Annotated in this window: 20 protein-coding genes; 12 read left to right on the forward strand and 8 right to left on the reverse strand. The window is 61.4% G+C overall.

Annotation, left to right across the window (positions count from 1 at the left end):
* Positions 1-184 precede the first annotated feature (184 nt).
* Positions 185-2,464, reverse strand: a complete 2,280-nt coding sequence (locus AB5I78_RS15375) for an acylase (RefSeq protein ID WP_369303064.1) — start codon at positions 2,462-2,464, stop codon at positions 185-187.
* A gap of 238 nt (positions 2,465-2,702) precedes the next feature.
* On the opposite strand from AB5I78_RS15375, the gene AB5I78_RS15380 reads away from it, so the two are divergent.
* Entirely contained in the window at positions 2,703-3,086 is a 384-nt protein-coding gene (locus tag AB5I78_RS15380; RefSeq protein ID WP_369303065.1) for a fe2+ zn2+ uptake regulation protein, read from the forward strand.
* 9 nt (positions 3,087-3,095) lie between these two features.
* Here AB5I78_RS15380 and AB5I78_RS15385 read toward each other — a convergent pair whose 3' ends face one another.
* Positions 3,096-3,290: a hypothetical protein gene (locus AB5I78_RS15385; RefSeq protein WP_053255884.1), complete on the reverse strand. Its 195-nt coding sequence runs from the start codon at positions 3,288-3,290 to the stop codon at positions 3,096-3,098.
* A gap of 173 nt (positions 3,291-3,463) precedes the next feature.
* Between AB5I78_RS15385 and AB5I78_RS15390 the strand changes: the two genes are divergently transcribed.
* Positions 3,464-3,601 carry a hypothetical protein gene (locus AB5I78_RS15390; protein ID WP_164487942.1) on the forward strand — a complete coding sequence of 46 codons (138 nt, stop codon included), beginning with the start codon at positions 3,464-3,466 and terminating at the stop codon, positions 3,599-3,601.
* Between the two features lie 41 nt (positions 3,602-3,642).
* Here AB5I78_RS15390 and AB5I78_RS15395 read toward each other — a convergent pair whose 3' ends face one another.
* Genes AB5I78_RS15395 through AB5I78_RS15415 form a run of 5 tightly spaced genes read right to left on the reverse strand, consistent with a single transcriptional unit; the run spans position 3,643 to position 8,060 of the window.
* Complete coding sequence (locus tag AB5I78_RS15395) at positions 3,643-4,389, reverse strand: ABC transporter permease (protein ID WP_370004772.1); 747 nt, start codon at positions 4,387-4,389, stop codon at positions 3,643-3,645.
* 11 nt (positions 4,390-4,400) lie between these two features.
* Positions 4,401-5,600 (reverse strand): ABC transporter substrate-binding protein, encoded by a 1,200-nt coding sequence (locus AB5I78_RS15400; protein WP_145161011.1) that lies wholly within the window; start codon positions 5,598-5,600, stop codon positions 4,401-4,403.
* The gene (locus AB5I78_RS15405; RefSeq protein WP_369303066.1) at positions 5,587-6,390 is read right to left on the reverse strand and encodes an ABC transporter ATP-binding protein; all 804 of its coding nucleotides are present in this window, start codon (positions 6,388-6,390) and stop codon (positions 5,587-5,589) included. The genes AB5I78_RS15400 and AB5I78_RS15405 overlap by 14 nt, the downstream gene beginning before the upstream one ends.
* On the reverse strand, positions 6,387-7,448 hold the full coding sequence (locus AB5I78_RS15410; RefSeq protein WP_369303067.1) for an acyl-CoA dehydrogenase family protein: 1,062 nt from the start codon (positions 7,446-7,448) through the stop codon (positions 6,387-6,389). The genes AB5I78_RS15405 and AB5I78_RS15410 overlap by 4 nt, the downstream gene beginning before the upstream one ends.
* Before the next feature lie 51 nt (positions 7,449-7,499).
* Positions 7,500-8,060, reverse strand: a complete 561-nt coding sequence (locus AB5I78_RS15415) for a carboxymuconolactone decarboxylase family protein (RefSeq protein WP_242198095.1) — start codon at positions 8,058-8,060, stop codon at positions 7,500-7,502.
* 102 nt (positions 8,061-8,162) lie between these two features.
* Here AB5I78_RS15415 and AB5I78_RS15420 point away from each other — a divergent pair, with 102 nt between their 5' ends.
* Positions 8,163-9,068: an AraC family transcriptional regulator gene (locus tag AB5I78_RS15420; protein ID WP_145161019.1), complete on the forward strand. Its 906-nt coding sequence runs from the start codon at positions 8,163-8,165 to the stop codon at positions 9,066-9,068.
* Here AB5I78_RS15420 and AB5I78_RS15425 read toward each other — a convergent pair.
* Positions 9,059-9,973, reverse strand: a complete 915-nt coding sequence (locus tag AB5I78_RS15425) for a LysR family transcriptional regulator (RefSeq protein ID WP_262210906.1) — start codon at positions 9,971-9,973, stop codon at positions 9,059-9,061. The two genes, AB5I78_RS15420 and AB5I78_RS15425, sit on opposite strands and share 10 nt — an antisense overlap.
* Positions 9,974-10,093: 120 nt before the next feature.
* Between AB5I78_RS15425 and AB5I78_RS15430 the strand changes: the two genes are divergently transcribed.
* From AB5I78_RS15430 to glgA, 9 genes are all read left to right on the forward strand, one after another.
* A complete protein-coding gene (locus AB5I78_RS15430; RefSeq protein ID WP_369303068.1) occupies positions 10,094-11,089 on the forward strand; it encodes an aldo/keto reductase in 996 nt (331 codons plus the stop codon).
* A 145-nt stretch (positions 11,090-11,234) separates the two neighbouring features.
* Complete coding sequence (locus AB5I78_RS15435) at positions 11,235-13,226, forward strand: methyl-accepting chemotaxis protein (RefSeq protein ID WP_145161025.1); 1,992 nt, start codon at positions 11,235-11,237, stop codon at positions 13,224-13,226.
* Between the two features lie 90 nt (positions 13,227-13,316).
* Complete coding sequence (locus AB5I78_RS15440; RefSeq protein ID WP_369303069.1) at positions 13,317-13,775, forward strand: SRPBCC family protein; 459 nt, start codon at positions 13,317-13,319, stop codon at positions 13,773-13,775.
* A 112-nt stretch (positions 13,776-13,887) separates the two neighbouring features.
* Positions 13,888-14,334 (forward strand): DUF411 domain-containing protein, encoded by a 447-nt coding sequence (locus AB5I78_RS15445; RefSeq protein ID WP_369303070.1) that lies wholly within the window; start codon positions 13,888-13,890, stop codon positions 14,332-14,334.
* A 3-nt stretch (positions 14,335-14,337) separates the two neighbouring features.
* Positions 14,338-14,778: a YqaA family protein gene (locus tag AB5I78_RS15450; protein WP_369303071.1), complete on the forward strand. Its 441-nt coding sequence runs from the start codon at positions 14,338-14,340 to the stop codon at positions 14,776-14,778.
* A 214-nt stretch (positions 14,779-14,992) separates the two neighbouring features.
* Positions 14,993-16,006 (forward strand): alpha/beta fold hydrolase, encoded by a 1,014-nt coding sequence (locus AB5I78_RS15455; protein ID WP_369303072.1) that lies wholly within the window; start codon positions 14,993-14,995, stop codon positions 16,004-16,006.
* Positions 16,007-16,108: 102 nt separating this feature from the next.
* The gene (locus tag AB5I78_RS15460; RefSeq protein WP_369303073.1) at positions 16,109-17,122 is read left to right on the forward strand and encodes an alpha/beta fold hydrolase; all 1,014 of its coding nucleotides are present in this window, start codon (positions 16,109-16,111) and stop codon (positions 17,120-17,122) included.
* Between the two features lie 26 nt (positions 17,123-17,148).
* Positions 17,149-18,102: a D-2-hydroxyacid dehydrogenase family protein gene (locus tag AB5I78_RS15465; RefSeq protein ID WP_369303074.1), complete on the forward strand. Its 954-nt coding sequence runs from the start codon at positions 17,149-17,151 to the stop codon at positions 18,100-18,102.
* Positions 18,103-18,610: 508 nt separating this feature from the next.
* A complete protein-coding gene (glgA, locus tag AB5I78_RS15470; RefSeq protein ID WP_369303075.1) occupies positions 18,611-20,167 on the forward strand; it encodes a glycogen synthase GlgA in 1,557 nt (518 codons plus the stop codon).
* Positions 20,168-20,180 lie beyond the last annotated feature (13 nt).

Genomic DNA, 20,180 nt, shown 5'->3' on the forward strand with positions numbered 1-20,180 from the left:
ATTCACCGCATAAAAACTTGAGTGGGCTATAGAACCCTGCCTCTACTCTAACTCATTGAATACATTGAAGTTTTTAATGCTTCGTTGCGTTCGATGGGCGCCATTATGTACTCATTTGCTTTTACCTGCAACCCCTTGATTTCAAAAATATTTCGTATTGGCATCAAGGGGTTGCGCACCTGCCCTACTCCTTGATGAGCTGTTGCTGATACTGCGGGTCAGCCTGGATCTGGGCGTCGGTGAAGGGCAGCGGGCGTAGTTTTTTCTCGGAGAAAGCGCGGGTCTGATCCTTCAAATACTGGGAGGCTGGGTTGCTGGATTCGGAGAATGCCAGTACGCCCAGGGCCTGCGGGCCTTGGTCGTCGAAGGTGACGATTTGCAAATAGCTGGTGCCGCTGACGACTTCGCGTTTGCCATCGGCGCGCGGCACGGTTTGCATGGCGTTGTAGATGCCCAACTGCTGCGGGCCGCCGTGCATCGGGGTTTGGCCGGAGACCTGGATGTCGCCCCAGCGGGTCGACCCAAGCTGGCTCACCGCTGCCGTCGAGGCCAGCATGGCTTCGCGCAGGGCGTTGGCCACGGGTTCGCGCTCGGTGGCCAGCCCACGCGGAGTGGTCAGGGGGTGCGCCGGGTCGAAGGCGACGCGCCAGGCGTCGGGGAGTGCCTGCAGATGTTCGAACAGATTGATGAAGTGCACCAGGCCGACGCCGCTGTCGAGGTTGGCGTGCTGGTCCCAGTTTTTAAGGCTGGTGCAAAGTGGCTGCAATGTCGCCGCATCCCCGCCTAGGTGTTTGGCGCAGAACGCGAGCAGGTCGGGCATGACTTGGCTGGCGAGGTAGACCTCGTTGTCCATGACCATGTTTTGCAGGTCGGTCACCTTGATCGGTTGTTTGGCCAGAGATTGCAGGCGCTGCAGGGCGAATCGGGCGCGTGGGCCAAGGCCGATATGATCCTGGCTGATCACCGGCGAAAACCCGGTCAATGGCGCCTTGGGGTTGGCCATCCACGCCGAATCATTGGCGTGTTGCACGTAGTCGGTGCGCTCCAGCTGCGGCAGGTCGGCGGCCGCGAAGATGCCGGGTTGGGCGGCACGCGGGTCGATGTCCCAGGCGCAGGCGCTGTGGGATCCGTCGAGCACGATCAGTTGCAGGCCGGCGCGCGGGTCGCTGCATTGCGCAAGTTTGGCCGCGCTGACGTTGGGCACCACTGACAGGTTCATGTACAGGCTCTGGCCCTGGTCATCGGCGGCCAGGGTGTTGACCCACGGGATGCCTTGCAGGGTGTGCACCGAGGTTTGCAGCGCCTTGAGGCTGGTGGCGCGGTTCATGGCGTCCCACTGCTCCAGGACGCGGTCGTTGCCCAGGTTGGCGTCGCGCAGGCTGAAGGCGTAGTGGCTGTCCCAATCCAGCTTGCCGGGCCATTGCACCACCGGGCCGAATTGCGAGCTGTACAGGGTATGCGCCTGCGGCCTCAGGCTGCCATCGGCCTGCTTGACCTGCACGGTGACGGAGCTTTTCTCCAGGGGAATCGATTGACCGTCGAGCAGGTAGCGCGTCGAATCCTTGGGATCAAGCGTCAGGCGGTAGAGGGTGAAATGCTTGGACGTGTCGACCGTGTGGGTCCAGGCCACATGCTGGTTGAAGCCGATGTTGATCAGCGGCAAGCCTGGCAGCGCGGCGCCCATCACATCCAGTTGGCCGGGGATGGTCAGGTGCATCTCATAAAAGCGCATGCCGCCCACCCACGGAAAATGCGGGTTGGCCAACAGCATGCCACGGCCATTGAACGAGCGATCACGGCCTACCGCGACCGCGTTACTGCCGCGGTCGAGGCTGAAACGTTGCTGGTTGGCCGACGCCTGCTCAAAGGCTTTTAAACCGGGTTTCACACTGGCAGTGGCCTGAGGCGGTGTGGCGCCAACCAGGGCTTCGGCGAATTGACCGACACCGCCTTCCACCAGCAGCCTGCGCGTCAGCTTGACCACGTCTTGCGCCACAATCGGTCGAACCCACGCCGCCTGGCATTGTGCCGGCGCGCCCTGCTCTTTCAGGTAGCGGTTGTAGCCCGCGACGTAGCCTTCAATCCGCTGCTGTATCTGTGGCGTCTGAGCGTTCCAAAAAGCGCTCACCGCTTGGGGTGTATTCAGCCAGGTGAAAAACACATCGCTGGCAAGGTTGTTGCGCTCCTCCAGGGTCGCCTGTTCGGGGCCGAAATACTTGGCGCGCTCGCCGCTCACCGTCACCACTTCGTTGGCCAGCAGGCACAGGTTGTCCTGGGCATACGCGTAGCCGATGCCGAAGCCCAGGCCGCGTTCGTCGTTGGCGCGAATGTGCGGCACGCCAAACGTGGTGCGGCGAATGTCCGCCGACGCCTGTGTCACTTGCTCGCGCGCCGACGCGGCAACACTGGCTCCCAGCAACAGCCCCGCCACGCACACCCTGGACAACCGGTTGGAAATAATCACGCAAGCTCCACAGTCAAATTGAACACCCTCACAAGGGGCAGCTACCCCACCGTAAGGACGCAATGAACCGGGAATAATTTAGCCGCCAGACGCGTTTATTTAAGGCGTGCGCGCTGTGACAAAGTCGATACCGACAAAATTTCTACATCCAGCACTTCATGATTTCTGTCGCTCGTTCGTCTTATTAGGTAAGAGCGCCATCATTTTCCTGATCAGGCTCTGATAAGGAGTTTTCTGCATGTACAACTCGCAACTGCCCACGGACGGACATTCACCGGCCGCCGACGCCAATTACGGCAGCGACGGCGCACACGCGTTCGGCAAAGCGCCCGAACAGCAAGGCAACCAGCGTATTCGCCATTTGCTCAAGTGCTTCGGTTTGCGCACCAGCCTGATTCGGCTGAAGGTCATCGACGCCCTCCTCACCGCTGCCGACAACCAGCGCACCCTCGGGGTGCGCGGCGTGCACAGCCATTTGCTGGAGCTGGGCATTCCGTTGTCGTTTCTCAGCGTGCGTGAGGTGCTCAAGCGCCTGTGCAGCGAGGGCGTGATCACCCTCAATGCCGATAAAAGCTACAGCCTCCACGAAGAGGCTGCCAAAGTGCTCGATGGTCGCGCCTGACTGGCGCGATCAGAAGTTGGGCTTGACCTTGCGGCGCATGATGCCGTTGATCACTACCACGGTCACCGCCACGGCAATGGCGATGTACTGGAACGTTTTTTCGCTGATGACCCCAGTGTTCTGCAGGTAGGACAGGCCGAACATCGTCCCCAGCACCACAAGGGAAATCAGAATCGAATATTTCAAACGTTGCTTTTGGGTCATGACGGGGTTCCTGAACCTGATAAATGTATCCACTTTGTATCGCCGAACATGCCAAGCACATACCCAGTGACGGGGATGGATGAGGGTCGGCAGGGTCGTATGTTACAGGCGATGAAAAAGTTTGGCTTGTCCCACGCCTGATTGACCTTGTGAGCACCCTAGAGGATTTTCAAATGTTACGTCGAATCACACTGCTGATTCCATTGCTGATCATGCTGAGCATGAGCGGCTGCTTCTTTTTCCCACACGGCGGCGGTGGCGGCTGGCACGATCATCGCTACGACGGCGGCCCAGGCTACGAACACCGCTGATCGCGCCTGCGCCCCGTTTTCCAGCCCGGAAAACGGGGCGCTCAGCCAGCGTGCACCCAGCGCTGATGCAACCAACGCGCAAACGCATCCAGGGCAAACCCCAGTAGCCCGATCAGCAGCACCATGGCCATCAGTTCTGAATAGGCCAGACGGTCCCGAGTGTCGAGGATGTAGTACCCCAGCCCCGCACTGACCCCAAGCATTTCGCACGGCACCAGCACGATCCACAAGATACCGATGGCCAGGCGCACGCCGGTCAGCACATGCCCCACCACGCCGGGGATGATCACCCGCCGCAAGGTTTCCCAGCGCGTAGCGCTCAAACTCTTACTCAACTGCAGCCAACGCGGGTCGAGCTGACGCACGCCAGCAGCGGTGTTGAGCATGATCGGCCACACAGCCGCAAAGGCCAGCAGGAAATAGATCGGCTGGTCGCCCACGCCCATCAACATCACCACGATAGGCATCCACGACAGCGGTGAAATCATCCGCAGAAACTGGAAGGCCGGCGTGGTGGCCGCCTCCAGATTGCGCGAACTGCCCACCAGCAGGCCCAGTGGCACGCCTACCCACAACGCCAGAAACAGCCCAACGAAAATACGCTTCAGGCTGACCGCGATGTGCAGGTACAGCTCGCTGCGCCCCAGCAATTCCCACAAGCTGCTGAAGGTCGCCGCCACTGAAAAGCGCGCCGATAACCCGTCGGCGTCGCCCAATACCTTGACGCCCAGCCACCACAAAAACAGCAAGCCTGCCAAGCCACTCAGCCCCAGCAACCAGCCCGGGATTCTGCCTTTACTCAAGCGCCAATCTCCTCGTGCCGTTCGTAGCCATCCGGCAAACCGAAGGTCTTCATGCCGCCCACCGACTCGATGGCGTTACGCACAAAACGGTCGTCGACCAAGTCTTTGGCAACGAACGCCGGATCGAGGTCGGCGAGGAATTTTTTGTCGCCTTCAATCAGCGTGTCCTTCAAGCGCCGCACCAGTTCCTCGGTGTAGCTGGGGAATGGGTAGGGCTGAAAGTCGATGCGGTGTTCGTCCCAATTGGCATGCTGGATCGCACCGTCGGCCAAATAGGCAGCACGGTCGGCGGCAGCCGGCGCGAGGACTTTGCTCAAGACCGGCTCAGCGTGTGGCGTGTAGCGATTCGGGCCGTCTTTGGACAGCAGCTTCACCGCCTCTTCACGGTTGTCGCGCGTCCACACCTGGGCCTTGACGATCGCATTCACGACCTTTTGCGACCATTCGGGGCGGTTGGTCAGGTCATGTTCATGCATGAACACCACGCAACACGCATGGTTGCGCCACACGTCGCCGGTAAAGCGCTGCACCCGGCCGACCTTGAGGTTTTCTGCCAGGGCGTTGAACGGCTCGGCGACGATATAGCCGTCGATGCGTTTGCTGGCCAGGGCCGGCGGCATGTCGGAAGGCGGCAACACGATGAGGTTGACCTCGTTGGCGCCAATCGCGCTGCCGGCAGCGCGCGCCACGGGGGTCAGGCCGTTATCACGAAACAACTGCTGCACGACTACGTTGTGGATCGAGTACCAGAACGGAATCGCCACCGACTTGCCGCCCAGTTGCTTGACGTCGGTAATGCCCGGCGACACGGTCAGGCCGGAACCGCCGACGTGGTTCCAGGCCACAACCTTGGCAGGCACCTTGCTGCCATAACGCGCCCACACCGTCATCGGCGACAACAGGTGAATCACGTTGACCTGTCCCGAAATGAACGCCTCGATCACCTGGGCCCAACTGCGCAGCAGCACCGGGCGCTCGGCCTTGATGCCTTCGGCTTCGAACAGACCGTTGTTGTGTGCGACCAACAGCGGCGTGGCGTCGGTGATGGGCAAGTAACCGATGCGCACCGGCGCGTCCGGCTCGCTGGCGGCGCGCGCCTGCAAACTGCTCAGCAGCGGCATGGCACCGGCGGCACTGAGCACCGCCGAGAGTTTGAGAAAGTCACGGCGCGAGTGAGTGAGGTCATCCAGACACATGGTTGGGCTCCAGCAGTTCAAGGGGGTTGGGTTGAGGGCGGCTCGCCTGCCGTAAGGTTTTCAGAATGTCGATACGCAGCGCGCCGATGGCCTCGACCTGTTCTTCACGCGGCTGTGGCAGGTCAATCTGCCACTCGCCCAAAGTGCGCGCCGGGCGGTTGCCCAGAAGCAGGATACGGTCGGACAGCAGCAGCGCCTCATCGATGTCGTGGGTGATCAGCACCGCCGCCGAACCTTGCTCGCGGTTGACCTTGAGCAACAGGTGTTGCATATCGGCGCGGGTGACTTCATCCAACGCGCCGAACGGCTCATCCAGCAGCAGCACCTGTGGCTGGCGTGCCAGGCAGCGGGCCAACGCGGTGCGCTGGGCCATGCCGCCGGACAATTGCGCCGGAAACTGTTGGCGGGCATGTTCCAGCCCCACCGCAGCAATGGCGTGGTCAACGCGACGGCGCCGCTCCTCGGTGCTCAAGTGCGGCTGGCGGGCGAAATCCAGGCCAAATGCGACGTTCTTTTCCAGGCTCAGCCAGGGCAACAGGCTGGGGTCTTGAAACGCCACTGCAACGCGTGGATGCGGGCCATTCAAGGGCTCGCCCAGCACGCGCACGCTACCGCCCTGGGGCGCCTGCAAACCGGCAAGCACACGCAACAGGCTGGATTTGCCGACGCCGCTGGGGCCCAGGATCGATACCACCTCGCCTGGTTGCAGCTGCAAATCAAACCCTTGCAACACCGGGCCGCTGGCATACCCAAGGCAAATGCCCTGGGCCGTCAATACCGCCTGGTTCATAGAGTGGCCTGGCGATGCAACTCGGTGCGCAACTGCACCAGGCTTGGCGTCACGATCGGCACAAAGGCCGATTCACGCCAACGCCGTGCAAAACCGCTGCCGTGGGCGGTGAGATAGGCCTTGCCGCCGCTGGCTTGCAGTTCAAGCTGCACGGCACTGGCGGCGGTTTCTGCGAGGGCAATCCGCAGCTTGAACAGCGGCACGGGCTCGGCCGCAAAGCGCCCGGCGAGCAGGCCCTTTTTCAGGTCGTTGACCAAGTGATCCAGGGTTACCCGCAACGCTTCCAACTCATCGCGCAACACCGTGCGACTCGACCCCAGGTGGTTGGCCACCTCCGCCAGCGAACGACGGGCCAGGCCAATGGACATGCCGCACTGCAAGCCCAGAAACGCCGGGCGCACAGCCGGCAGGAACTTGCGCGCATCTTCATGCAACAACCACTCACGGCTCAGCTCGACGCCTTCGAGCCCCAACGCGGCGGTATTGCTCGACTGCAACCCCATCAGTTCCAGGTCGCGCGAGCGTTGCAGGCCGGCAACCGAATCGGGAATCGCCAGGATAAACGGCGCACCGCCGGCGGCATGCTCGATAGCGGCGGCCGCGACAAAGCCGTTCTTGCGTAAATTGGTCACCCAATGCAGTCGGCCGTTGAGGGTCCAGCCGTCTTCGGTCGGCTCGGCGCTGATTTGCAGGGTCTCGATGCCCGACAAAAACTTCATCGCATTCGACAGGCCGGTCGCACCGGCCAGCTTGCCGCTGAGCAAGTCCGGCAACAGGTGCTCGCGCAGCCGCTCATTGGGGCTTTGCAGCAAATATTCGATAAAGGAACGCTGGCCCCAGCAGACAAATGCCGCCGCCAGGGAATGGCTGGCGACATTGGCGATGGCGTCAACCGCGCCGGTGACGTCGCCGCCCAGGCCACCCAGCGCTTTGGGCACGCCGATACGCAAGACATTGGACTCTGCCAGCCTTGGCAGCACTTCCTGTGGATCGCAACTGCCCACATCCAGGGCCTGCGCTTGAACATCGAGCCAACGGCTCAAGATTGGGTCAAGCATTCATGTTTCTCCTTGTTACAGCAGGTGGACCATCGCCGATGCATGCGCGCTTCAGCTTGCCGGTTTTTCCCAACGGTATTGCGCCAGCTCCGGGTTCAGCGGCGTGCGGGCAAACACGTTAGCGAAGTTGCACAGGGTTGCCAGGCTCACGCCCAAAATAACTTCCAGGGCCTGGCCTTCGGAGTAACCGGCAGCACGGAACGCCTCGAAGCCTGCATCGCTGACGTCACCGCGCGTGGCGATCACTTCGCGCGTGAAGGCGGCGAGTGTCTCATAGCGGGCATTGGGCAGTTCGCCGCGCTGGCGCAGGGCATCAATCACGTCTTCAGGCAGCTTGGCCTTGTTGCGCGCCACGGCGGTGTGGCCGGCAACGCAAAAATCACAACCGTGGGTGGTGGCGGCAATCAGTTGCACCACTTCGCGGTCGGCCAGGCTCAATTCTGCCTTGGCGTTGAGGCCCGAAACCGTGATGTAGGTTTCCAGCGCGGCCGGTGCGTTGGCCAATACGGCGAGCAGATTAGGGATGAACCCTGAGGCCTTAAGGGCATTTTCGAGAAAAGGTTTGGCGGCTTGCGGCGCGGTTTCTGGGGTGAGCAACGGTACACGGGACATGGAGTGGTCTCCTGATGGATTCGTGTATCCAGTCTGTTGGTTATAAAAAATCGCCTCAATAGGCTAAAGTAGCGATTACTTGCTCTTGAGTCTTTCCGTTAGATGAATTCGTCCAGTGCACTTGTCGATTGGTTATTAGACAGCCTCGAACTCAACACCAGTTTGTTCCATGTCGGCCGCTATTGCGGTGACTGGCATGCGAGCACGCATGGGCTGGCGAGGGCGAGCTTTCACCTGATCGTTCAGGGCCAATGCTGGCTGCATATCGATGACGAATCCACCCCCCTGCAGCTGAACAATGGCGACGCGGTGTTTCTGTTGCGCGATTTGGCCTATCGCCTGTCGGGCGAGGCCACGGCCGCCGGGGCGCAGGAGTGCCCGCGCCGGCCGATGCTGCCGCTGGACAGCCTGGCCAGCGATGGCGTGGGCCTGGTGTGCGGGTTCTTTCACTTTCATTCGGGCTTGTCGGCAATGATCGTCGACACCCTGCCCGCCTGGATCATCCTGCGTGCCGGCGACCCGTCCCTGATCGCCGCACGCAACCTGTTCGAACTGATCCTGCAAGAGTGCGAGCGCACGCCGGCGCCCTCTTCGGCCTTGCTTGAACGGCTTTGCCACCTGCTGTTTCTGTACGTGCTGCGTCAACAGGTCATCGACAACACCGAATTGGGCGGCCTCGCCGCACTGGGCCGACAACCGGCGTTCGCCAACCTGCTGGAACAGTTGATCGCACACCCCGCTGATGCGTGGACGCTGGAAAGCATGGCCGCCTGCACCGGGCTGTCGCGTTCGGCGTTTTTCAAGCGGTTTAACGAGTTGTGCGGGCAGTCGCCGGGGCAAGTGCTGTTGATGATGCGCATGCGCCACGCCTGCCAGCTGTTCAAGGAAGACCAGACCGTGGCGGATGTGGCGCTGGCCGTGGGTTATCAATCGGTGGCGGCGTTTACCCGAGCCTTTTACAAAGTCACCGGGCAGCAACCCGGCGCCTACCGCAAGGCTCAAGCCTGACGTTGCAACCCGTTGCCCGGCCGCGCGCACAGCTCCACCAGCCAGTCGACCAATACCCGCACCCGGGGTGACAGCTGGCGATGCGGTGGGTACAGCGCCGTCAGCGGTAGTTGCGGCGGCTTGATCGCGGCCAATACCTCCACCAGGTTGCCCGCCTGCAGTTGCTGCATGACGTGGTAATAAGGCGTCTGCACCAGGCCATAGCCCGCTTCGCAGGCAGCGAGGTAACCATCGGCACTGTTGACGGCAACCTGCTTGGGCAGGTCCACCAGGCGCAGCGCCTGCCCTACTTGAAACTCCAGGCCATAGCGCTTGCCACTGCTGCTGGAGAAGTATTCCACCACCTGGTGGCCGGCCAGCTCTTCAAGGTTGGCGGGCACGCCGAAACGCTGCAGGTACGCGGGGCTGGCACAGGTCACCTGATCCATCATTGCCAGCGGGCGCGCCACCAGCGAGTCGTCCAGCGCCAGGCCACCGCGCAGCACGCAGTCCACACCTTCGCGAATCAGGTCGACCGGGCGGTCGTTGAGGCCGATTTCCAGGTCGATGTTCGGGTAGCGAGCGGAAAATTCCGGCAGTGCAGGTATGACCAGAAATCGGCCGATGCCCGAGGGCATATCGATGCGTAATGTGCCACGCGGGCTGCCTCGGGTAGCAAACACCGCTTCGGTCTCTTCAAGGTCTGCCAGCAAGCTGACGCAGCGCTGGTAGTACGCGGCGCCATCCAGCGTCGGGCTGACTTGCCGGGTGGTGCGCTGCAGCAACTGCACGCCCAGGTGCGCTTCCAGTTGCTTGATCAGGATAGTCACCGAGGCGCGTGGCAGTTGCAGGCTGTCGGCGGCCTTGGCAAAGCCACCCAGTTCGACGATCCGGGTAAACACGCGCATGGCGTTAAATCGGTCCAAAGCCAGGTTCTCCCGGGGCATTGTTTAGAAAATCCTAATAGTGATAGCGGTTTTAGCCGCTTTATCCCTCAGTTGTCGAGGAGAACAATGGGGGCCTTTCCCCTCCAAGGAGCTGCCCCGATGCATACTCGTCAACTCGGCAAAAACGGCCCTCACGTCAGCGCCATCGGCCTGGGCTGCATGGGCATGACTGATTTCTACACCACCGGCACCGATACCCAGGAAGCGATTGCAACCTTGCACCGCGCCCTGGAGTTGGGCGTCACCTTGCTCGACACCGCCGACATGTATGGCCCTCACACCAATGAGGCGCTGATCGGCAAAGCCATCGCCGGCAAACGCGACCAGGTGTTTCTGGCGAGCAAATTCGGCTTTGTGCGTGACCCGGCCAACCCGTCGGCACGCGGTGTGAATGGCCGCCCCGAGTACATTCGCGAGGCCATTGATGGCACCTTGAAACGTCTGGGCATCGAAACGCTGGACCTCTACTACCAGCACCGCGTTGACCCCGACGTGGCAATCGAAGAAAGCGTCGGCGCGATGGCCGAACTGGTCAAGCAAGGCAAGGTGCGTTACCTGGGCCTGAGTGAAGCCTCCGCGGCCAGCCTGGAGCGCGCGCACAAGGTGCACCCGATCAGCGCCCTGCAAAGTGAATATTCACTGTGGAGCCGCGACCAGGAAGACAATGGGTGCCTGGCGGCCTGCCAGCGCCTGGGCATCGCCTTTGTGCCTTACAGCCCGCTGGGGCGCGGGTTTCTCACCGGCGCGCTGAACAGTCCGGAGGACTTCGCCGCCGACGACTACCGCCGCTCCAGCCCGCGCTTTCAAGGTGAGAACTTTGCCAAAAACCTGCTGCTGGTGGACCAAGTGAAAGGGCTGGCTGCGCAAAAAGGCGTGACAGCCGGGCAACTGGCGCTGGCTTGGGTGGTGGCGCAGGGTGATTACCTGATCCCGATTCCAGGCACCAAGCAGCGCAAATACCTGGAAGAAAACGTGGCGGCCCTGGATATCAGCTTGAGCCCTGCCGAATTGGCGGCGCTGACGTCGATCTTCCCGGCGGGCGCTACTGCGGGTTTGCGCTACACCGAGGCATCAATGGGCCTGGTGAATAAATAGCCTGTGTGGTCAGGGTGCCCCGGCTTACGGTGGGCCCTGACTTTTCTTGCACGATGGTACCTCAAGCTCCTCCTTGCCAAGCCGATAGCCCGATGAAGCTCTAACACAGCCGCGTCAATAATAAACGCTTCGTAAGGACGACCTCATGCCCCCACTGCGCTCCATCCAAACCCGCTACACCCTGTTTCTGGTGCTGTTCGTCCTGGTGTTATCTGTGTTGACGGTTGTGGGGATCGGCCAGTTGGTCGCACCCCAGCTGCGGCACACTGAAGAACAGGTGGTGCTCAACCGCATCGCGGAAGTAGCCGAACAGATTCAGGGCGAACTGAACAAGGTTCAGGCCCAGCAACGCAGCATCACCCAGACCATTCCCCTGCTCGACAGCGATGCCATCGACAAAGTCCTGCCCGGCCTGGTGGACCAGTACGGCGAGCTGAAAGTCTTCGGTGGCGGCATCTGGCCACTGCCGAATCAGCGCACGCCGGGGCGCAACAAGCACAGCACGTTCTGGCACCGCGATGCGTCGGGCAAGCTGGCGGTCAATACCTTCTGGAACAGCGACGCGGCGCCCAATTACTACGATCAGAGCTGGTACAAAGGCGGTCTCGCCTCACCGCGTGGCCAGTGCGCCTGGGCGGCGGCTTACAAAGACGACGCCAGCCAGGAGCCACGCACCAACTGCGCCATGGCCATCCAGCGCGACGGTGCCGCCTACGGTGTTGCCACCATTGACGTGACCCTGGGTTTCTTCAATGACCTGGTCGCCAGCAAAGAGAAAGACATCGGCGGGCAGATGCTGATCGTCGAAGGCGACGGCAAGATCATCAGCAACAGCACGCGCCTCAGCGGCCCGGTGGTGTTGAAAAATATCAGCGAATTGGCCGGCACCTCGGCGTTTGCCGCTCAGGTCAGCAAGGCCCTCGCCCACCGCGACCAGGCCCAGCGCGCCGAATTCGACAACCAGGGCGTGGCCAGCACCTTCTACATGCGCCCGATCGAGGGCACGCCCTGGTTCCTCGCCACCGCCCTGCCGACCTCGCTGATCACCGCACAGCGAGATGATGTGCTCGGTAGCCTGGCCCTGTTGCAAATTCCCATGGTGTTGCTGCTGGTGCTGCTGGCGTTCTATGCCATCCGCCAACTGGTGCAGCGCATGAAGTCGCTGAGCATCAATATCGACGCGCTGTCTGCCGGCGATGCCGACCTGACGCGCCGCATCACCATCCGTGCCGAAGATGAAATGGGCGCAATCGGCCACTCGGTGAACCGCTTCATCATCTACCTGCAAAACATGATCGGCGAAGTGACCCAGGCCACGGGCGCGATGTCGACGGGGCTTGAGCAATTGCAGCAGACCTCGGCGCACACCAACCGGATTCTGGTGCGGCATGCGTCGGAAACTGATCAAACGGTCACGGCCATCACCGAAATGAGCTCCACCGCCGACACCGTAGCGCAGAACGCCGCTGAAACCGCCTCCTTCACCCAGCGCGCCAACGAACACGCGGACCGCTCACGGGTGGTGGTCGGAGAAGCCTCCACCAGCGTCAGCGCGTTGATCGGCGAAGTGGCCAGCGCCACCCACACCGTGGAAAACATGCGCCAGGACGCTGCTCGCATCACCGAAACCCTCGGTGTGATCGGCGCAATTGCCGGCCAGACCAACCTTCTGGCGCTGAACGCCGCGATTGAAGCGGCGCGGGCCGGTGAGCAAGGCCGTGGTTTTGCGGTGGTGGCCGACGAAGTTCGGGCGCTGGCGGCACGCACCCAGGCCAGCACCTCACAGATCAACGAAATGCTCGCACGCCTGACCACCGGGGTCAGTTCGTCGGTGACCGCCATGGAAAACACCCAGGCCAGTTGTCAGTCGGCCGCGGATGCTACCGCGCGGGTCAACACGGGCCTGGACGAGATGGCCGGCTCGGTCAGCCATATCAACAACCTCAGCACTCAGATCGCGACCGCCGCCGAGCAGCAAAGCGCGGTGACCGAGGAGATCAACCGCAGCATGGTGCAGATCCGACATATGGTCGAAGAACTGGTGGAAAGTGGCCACGCCACTGAAACCAATACACAGAGCCTGCTGGATGCCAATGGCCGAGTGATTGCGTTGATGAGTCGCTTCAAGGTGCGCTGATAAATGCATGAAACACTCCCGTGCAAAACACGGGAGTGGGACTATCCTGACAGCTCCTAGTGCAAAGTCTCGCCACACAGGAGGTGTGTCATGCACGCTGTCGAGCATTCGAGCCGCTTGGAGCGGATCATTCAGGAACGGTTTATCCAAGCCCCCATTGACGTCGTTTACGACTACGTGACCCAGCCTGACCGCTGGCACGAGTGGCACCCCACTTCCCTCAGCGCCGACACCGGTACCACCGGCTCTCTCCCGGCCGGCACCCGCTTTACCGAAGTCATCGACCTGCTGGGTGTGCGTGTGCCCATGAGCTATCGCGTGCAAATCGCCCGCCATCCGACTGAATTCAAGACCGTGTTCACTTCCCTGGCCGTGGACGGCGCCATTCACTATTTTTTGCAGCCCCATCACGGTGGCACACTGTTCAAGCGCGTATTGACCTACGAAACCGAGCTGCAACTGGCCACCTTGCATGAGCGCATGGTCGAGCTGTCCGAAGTTGCCCTGGACCAGCTCAAGCATCGGCTGGAAAACGCGCCCTTCGTATAATTTGGAAACATTACTGGCACCTCCTCCGACCTGTAGACGCTGGCTTGCCTGCGATGACGTCGTCATGATCGCCCCCCATTCCCGACGACGTCCTCTTGCTCACGAGACCCGCATGAAAAACCCATTGCGACTGGCCCTGCTTTCAGCCCTGCTCACCTCCAGCCTGGCCCAGGCTGCCGAGCTGATCCCTATCGACGTGCACCGCGACGCCAACTGCGGCTGCTGCAAAAAGTGGATCAGTCACCTGCAAAGCAACGGGTTCAAGGTCAACGACCATGTCGAAGCCGACATGAGTGCCGTCAAGCAGCGCCTGGGCGTGGCACCGCGCCTGGGCTCGTGCCACACCGCCGTGATCGACGGCAAGTTCGTCGAGGGCCATGTGCCTGCCGAACAGGTGCAGGCCTTGCGCAAACGCGACGACTTGCTCGGCATCGCGGCGCCGGGCATGCCCATGGGGTCACCGGGCATGGAGATGGACGGCAAAAGCGACGCCTATCAGGTCATCGGCCTGACCCGTGAAGGCAAAGACGTGGTGGTGGCCGACTACCCGGCCCATTGAGTCATGCTCACCGGTTACCTGGGCCTTTTCTTCGCCGCCTTCGGTGCCGCCACGCTGTTGCCGATGCAATCGGAAGCGGTGCTGGTGGGCCTGTTGATCAGCGGCCATTACAGCCTGTGGTGGTTGCTCGCGCTCGCCACCGTTGGCAACGTACTGGGCTCGGTGGTGAATTGGTGGCTGGGGCGCTCGGTCGAGCGTTTCAAGGCGCGGCGCTGGTTTCCGGTCAGCCCGCAGCACCTGGAAAAGGCGCGCGCGCACTACCAACGCTGGGGGCATTGGTCGTTGTTGCTCAGTTGGGTGCCGATTATCGGCGACCCGCTGACCCTGGTGGCTGGCGTCATGCGTGAGCCGTTCTGGCGCTTCCTGCTGCTGGTCAGCGTGGCCAAGGGCGCGCGATACGCGGTGCTGGCGCTCGTGACGCTGAGCCAGCTCACGTACCGGTAACGCGGGACCACTGGTCGACACTGCCAAATCTGACAGCTAGACGCTACCTCGGTCGGCGCTTAATTTCTTACGTATACGCACGGTTATGCGGACATTCCCCGTAAGAATCTTCTGTTTATCCGCGCCGTTGAGCCGTGCCCATCGGCCGGTCCAAGGGGTTAATCCTCGATTAATCGCTTGCCGACAGCATCCGATTTTCACTGCGGAGCCCACCATGCACGCCAAGCGTATGTTCTATCTCACCGGCCTATTCCTCGCCGCAACCCTGACCGGCTGCGCCACCGGCAAACACGACACCTACGGTCCCGAGCTGCAGGGGTTCAAATACCCCTACCCGGTGGCACGGTTCAAATTCGTGTCTCAAGGCCAAACCGTGCAAATGGGCTACATGGACGTCGCCCCCAAAGGCACGCCCAATGGCCGCAGCATTGTGCTGATGCACGGCAAGAACTTCTGCGCCGCCACCTGGGAAGGCTCGATCAAACCGCTCAGCGAAGCCGGTTACCGAGTGGTGGTGCCGGACCAGATCGGTTTTTGTACCTCCAGCAAGCCTGATCACTACCAATACAGCTTTCAGCAACTGGCGATCAACACCCATCAATTGCTGCAAAAGCTCGGCATTCAAAAAGCCACGGTCCTGGGCCATTCCGCCGGCGGCATGCTCGCCACCCGCTACGCCTTGCTCTACCCACAGCAAACCGAGCAACTGGTGATGGTCAACCCCATCGGGCTGGAGGACTGGAAAGCCCTCGGCGTGCCCTACCGTACCGTCGACCAGTGGGCTCAATCAGAGAGCCGGCTGACCTACCAAAGCGTGCGCGCCTATCAACAGCGCCATTACTACGCCGGGCGCTGGGAACCGGCCTTCGACCGTTGGGTGGACATGCTGGTCGGGCTTACCAATGGCTCCGGTCACACAGAGGTGGTGCGCAATTCCGCGGCGCTGTACGACATGCTCTTCACCCAGCCGGTGTACTACGAGTTCAAAAACCTGCAGGTGCCGACGCTGCTGCTGATTGGCACCGAGGACACCACGGCCCTCAACAGTGACCTGGCGTCGCCACAAGTGCAGGCGAAAATCGGCAACTACAAGGTGCTGGGCAAGCAAGTCGCCCAGTTGATCCCTCGTGCCACGCTGGTGGAATTCGACGGCCTGGGCCACTCGCCGCAAGTGGAAGACCCTGAACGGTTCAACGCAGCGCTACTGCAGGGTTTGAGCGCGCCTTGAAGCGATCACCGCTGGGGCGCTGGTTGGTCACGCAGCGCTCCGTTAATCCTCGCTTAATCCCCTCGCCACAGCATCCGAGACACTGTTTTCGGAGCCTGCCCCATGACGTTGATCCGCTCACTGTGCGCCGCCAGCCTGTTGCTGAGCACCGCCGCCCCCGCCTTCGCCGCCACTGAAAGCCCCGCTTATGGGCCCGAGTTGCAAGGCTTCAAGTACCCCTATCCCGTTGAGCATTTCAACTTCCAGTCCCAGGGCAAAAGCCTGCAGATGGGTTATATGGACGTGCCCGCCCAAGGCAAGGCCAACGGGCGCAGCGTGGTACTGATGCATGGCAAGAATTTTTGCGGCGCCACCTGGGATGAATCGATTAAAGCCTTGAGCGGCGCTGGCTACCGGGTGATCGCGCCCGACCAGATCGGGTTCTGCACGTCCAGCAAGCCCGACCACTACCAATACAGTTTCCAGCAACTGGCGCTCAACACCCACCAACTGCTGGAAAAACTCGGCATTCAAAAGGCCACCATCGTCGGCCACTCCACCGGCGGCATGCTTGCCACCCGCTATGCGCTGTTGTACCCGGCGCAAACCGAGCAGCTGGCGCTGGTCAACCCGATCGGCCTGGAAGACTGGAAAGCGCTGGGCGTGCCCTACCGCAGCGTTGACCAATGGCATGAACGCGAGCTGAAACTGAGCGCCGACGGCATTCGCCAGTATGAACTCAACACTTACTACGTCGGGCGCTGGAAGCCTGAGTACGACCGTTGGGTCGACATGCTCGCCGGTTTGAACAAAGGCCCGGGGCACACCCAGGTGGCATGGAACTCGGCGTTGATTTACGACATGATCTTCACCCAGCCGGTGTACTACGAGTTCAAGGATTTGCAGATGCCCACGCTGCTGCTGATCGGCACGTCCGATACCACCGCCATCGGCAGCGATATCGCGCCGCCAGCGGTCAAGGCCAGGCTCGGTCATTACGACGTGCTCGGCAAGCAAGTGGCCAAGTTGATCCCCCGCGCAACCCTGGTGGAATTCCCGGGCCTTGGGCACGCGCCGCAGATGGAAGAGCCGGTGAAGTTTAATCAGACGCTGTTGCAGGGGTTGAACGCCCTTTAATCCAACCTTTTTCGAGGCACTCGTGAATGTCGGTACAGATCGCAGTCATTGATGATTGGCAGGATGTAGCCAGTGGCGTGGTGGATTGGTCGGTGCTGCAGTCGGTGGGCCAGGTGCATTTCCTGCACGACTACCCGGCGGACACCGCGTTGATGATTGAGCGCTTGAAGGGGTTTGAAGTGATTTGCGTGATGCGCGAACGCTCGACCTTCGACAAGGCGCTGTTGCAGGGCCTGCCCAGGCTGAAATTGCTGGTGACCGGCGGCATGCGCAACGCGGCCATCGACATCGCGGCGGCCAAGGCCTTGGGAATCCAGGTGTGTGGCACCGACAGCTATAAGCAGGCGGCGCCGGAATTGACCTGGGCACTGATCATGGCCTCGACCCGCAACCTGCTGGTCGAGGCCAACGCGTTGCGCGACGGCGGCTGGCAGGTTGGCCTGGGCGGTGATCTGTACGGCAAGACCCTGGGGATCCTGGGGCTGGGCAGCATTGGTCAGAAGGTCGCGCAATTTGCCCAGGTGTTCGGCATGCGTGTGATCGCCTGGAGTGAAAACCTCACACCAGAACGCGCGGCCGAGTCGGGAGTGACTTGGGTCAGCAAGCGTGAGCTGTTTGAACAGGCCGACATCCTGACGGTGCATCTGGTACTCAGTGATCGCAGCCGTGGTCTGGTGGATGCCCAGGCGCTGGGCTGGATGAAGCCAACCGCACGGTTGGTGAATACGGCACGCGGGCCGATAGTGGACGAACAGGCACTGGTGCAGGCCTTGTCCACCGGACGCCTGGCCGGGGCGGCGTTGGACGTGTATAGCCAAGAGCCACTGCCTGCGGAGCATCCGTTCCGGCGCTTGCCCAATGTATTGGCCACGCCGCATGTGGGTTACGTGAGCGAGCAGAATTACCGGCAGTTCTACCAGCAGATGATCGAGGATATCCAGGCCTGGGCCGGCGGCACGCCCATTCGCGTGCTCGGGTAGCGCACCAATCAGGGGCGTACGCACTGCTCTGGCGAGGTGCGTGCACCCACTGGGGCGCGCGAAGCAACCCTGCGCTTGACTGCAGAACCCCGGGCAGTGTGCGGCTCAACGCGAGCACGTCTCGGGGCCACGCATTCCCCGACTACCCCGACGATCAGCGCAAGCATTCAACCTTGCATATCGTTAAAAGTTTTTTGTCCTACAAAATTCCCGCATAAACCATACAGGCTCTGGGATCTGGCCTAGACTCATGACCGATGGGTCCGTTCCAAAACAAAAACCCCGCAAAAAATCGAAACTTTCCAACTCTGCCATAGGTCCAGTTTTTAAGGGAGGCGAGTGCATGCGGTTCACGCCAAATGCCCGTCCATCCACTCTTTTTTAGCAATGAGTGCAACTGGCATACGCCTTGCCAGTTTGTACAGTGCTTGTGCGCCTGGCCGCAGGATGCGGTCTTCGGAGCCGATGGCAGCGGGCCATTAGCCAACCAGATATGTCGGAGAGAACTATGATCAGTGCTGCAGTAGATACTCAGGGAGAGCGTTTTAGTCAGCCGGTAGGGGGGCCAACATCGTTGACCGACCTGCCCAACACTGTGCGGCCGATCGTGAGTCAGAACCCTAATAGAAAGAAAGTCCTGTTTGTCACCTCCGAATTCGCCGACCTGGTGAAAACCGGCGGCCTGGGCGACGTGTCCGCCGCCCTGCCCCGCGCCATGGCGCATCTGCACGACGTGCGTGTGCTGATTCCGGGTTATCCGCAAGTGATGGAAAGCGACAACCCGATCCATATCATCGGCGAACTGGGTGGCCACGCAGCGCTGCCGCCGTGCAAGATCGGGCGTATGGATCTCAAGGATGGCCTGGTCATCTATGTGCTGATCTGCCCCGAGCTGTATGAGCGCGAAGGCACGCCGTACGGCGCCAACAACGGCCGTGACTGGCCGGACAACCACATTCGCTTCGCACGCCTGGGCCTGGCCGCCGCCGACATGGCTGCCAACCTCGCACAGATTCACTGGTGCCCGGACCTGGTGCACGCCCATGACTGGCCCGCTGGCCTGGCTCCGGCTTATATGCACTGGCGTGGTTCGCGTACGCCAACGCTGTTCACCATTCATAACCTCGCCTACCAAGGCGTGGTCAGCCTGGCCTCCACCCCTGAGCTGGGGATCCCGCCGCATGCCCTGCAACAGGAAGGCATGGAGTTCTACGGCAAAATGTCGTTCCTCAAGGCCGGCATGGCGTATTCCAGCCATATCACCACCGTGAGCGCCACGTACGCCCAGGAAATCACCACGCCGGAATTCGGTTGCGGCCTTGATGGCTTCCTGGCGAGCAAGACTCAACAGGGCCTGCTCAGTGGTATCCCCAACGGTATCGATGAAAGCTGGGAGACCTCCACCGACACGCACCTGACCCACAACTTCAACATTGGTGACTGGGAAGGCAAAGCCATCAACGCCGCCCACGTGCGCGAATTGTTCGGCCTGCACGACTCCACCGGCCCGCTGTTTGCCGTGGTGTCGCGCCTGGTTTACCAAAAAGGCCTGGACCTCACCGAGGCGGTCAGCAGCTCTATCGTCGAGAACGGTGGCCAGATTGCCATCATCGGCCGAGGTGAGCCTGAAGAAGAGCACGCCATGCGTGAGCTGGCCCTGCGCTTCCCGGGCCAGGTGGGTGTGCGCATCGGTTTCAATGAAACCGACGCCCGCCGCATGTTCGCCGGCAGTGACTTCCTGTTGATGCCATCGCGCTATGAGCCCTGCGGCCTGAGCCAGATGTACGCCCAGCGCTTCGGCTCGCTGCCGGTGGCGCGCAATACCGGCGGCCTGGCCGACACCATTGAAAATGGCGTCACCGGGTTCCTGTTCAATGAATCCACGGTAGACAGCTACAAGGAAGCGCTGAGCCGCGCCTTCAGGGTATTTGCCAATACCGGCCTGCTCAATGCGATGCGCAGCCGCGCCATGACACAACCGTTCAACTGGTCCCAGGCAGTGGAACCCTACGCCGAACTGTATGAACAGCTTGTGGCTAAAGCACTGGGGAAATCGAACAAATAATCAAGGGAGGGCT

The organism is Pseudomonas sp. N2-3-1-14 (assembly GCF_041228395.1).
GTDB lineage: Bacteria > Pseudomonadota > Gammaproteobacteria > Pseudomonadales > Pseudomonadaceae > Aquipseudomonas.

Bases quoted from the DNA above. Each gene is read 5' to 3' on its own strand.
- AB5I78_RS15380 (WP_369303065.1), top strand. From the start codon at position 2,703: ATGTACAACTCGCAACTGCCCACGGACGGACATTCACCGGCCGCCGAC.
- AB5I78_RS15385 (WP_053255884.1), bottom strand. From the start codon at position 3,290: ATGACCCAAAAGCAACGTTTGAAATATTCGATTCTGATTTCCCTTGTG.
- AB5I78_RS15390 (WP_164487942.1), top strand. From the start codon at position 3,464: ATGTTACGTCGAATCACACTGCTGATTCCATTGCTGATCATGCTGAGC.
- AB5I78_RS15400 (WP_145161011.1), bottom strand. From the start codon at position 5,600: ATGTGTCTGGATGACCTCACTCACTCGCGCCGTGACTTTCTCAAACTC.
- AB5I78_RS15405 (WP_369303066.1), bottom strand. From the start codon at position 6,390: ATGAACCAGGCGGTATTGACGGCCCAGGGCATTTGCCTTGGGTATGCC.
- AB5I78_RS15410 (WP_369303067.1), bottom strand. From the start codon at position 7,448: ATGCTTGACCCAATCTTGAGCCGTTGGCTCGATGTTCAAGCGCAGGCC.
- AB5I78_RS15415 (WP_242198095.1), bottom strand. From the start codon at position 8,060: ATGTCCCGTGTACCGTTGCTCACCCCAGAAACCGCGCCGCAAGCCGCC.
- AB5I78_RS15420 (WP_145161019.1), top strand. From the start codon at position 8,163: ATGAATTCGTCCAGTGCACTTGTCGATTGGTTATTAGACAGCCTCGAA.
- AB5I78_RS15430 (WP_369303068.1), top strand. From the start codon at position 10,094: ATGCATACTCGTCAACTCGGCAAAAACGGCCCTCACGTCAGCGCCATC.
- AB5I78_RS15435 (WP_145161025.1), top strand. From the start codon at position 11,235: ATGCCCCCACTGCGCTCCATCCAAACCCGCTACACCCTGTTTCTGGTG.
- AB5I78_RS15440 (WP_369303069.1), top strand. From the start codon at position 13,317: ATGCACGCTGTCGAGCATTCGAGCCGCTTGGAGCGGATCATTCAGGAA.
- AB5I78_RS15445 (WP_369303070.1), top strand. From the start codon at position 13,888: ATGAAAAACCCATTGCGACTGGCCCTGCTTTCAGCCCTGCTCACCTCC.
- AB5I78_RS15450 (WP_369303071.1), top strand. From the start codon at position 14,338: ATGCTCACCGGTTACCTGGGCCTTTTCTTCGCCGCCTTCGGTGCCGCC.
- AB5I78_RS15455 (WP_369303072.1), top strand. From the start codon at position 14,993: ATGCACGCCAAGCGTATGTTCTATCTCACCGGCCTATTCCTCGCCGCA.
- AB5I78_RS15460 (WP_369303073.1), top strand. From the start codon at position 16,109: ATGACGTTGATCCGCTCACTGTGCGCCGCCAGCCTGTTGCTGAGCACC.
- AB5I78_RS15465 (WP_369303074.1), top strand. From the start codon at position 17,149: ATGTCGGTACAGATCGCAGTCATTGATGATTGGCAGGATGTAGCCAGT.
- glgA (WP_369303075.1), top strand. From the start codon at position 18,611: ATGATCAGTGCTGCAGTAGATACTCAGGGAGAGCGTTTTAGTCAGCCG.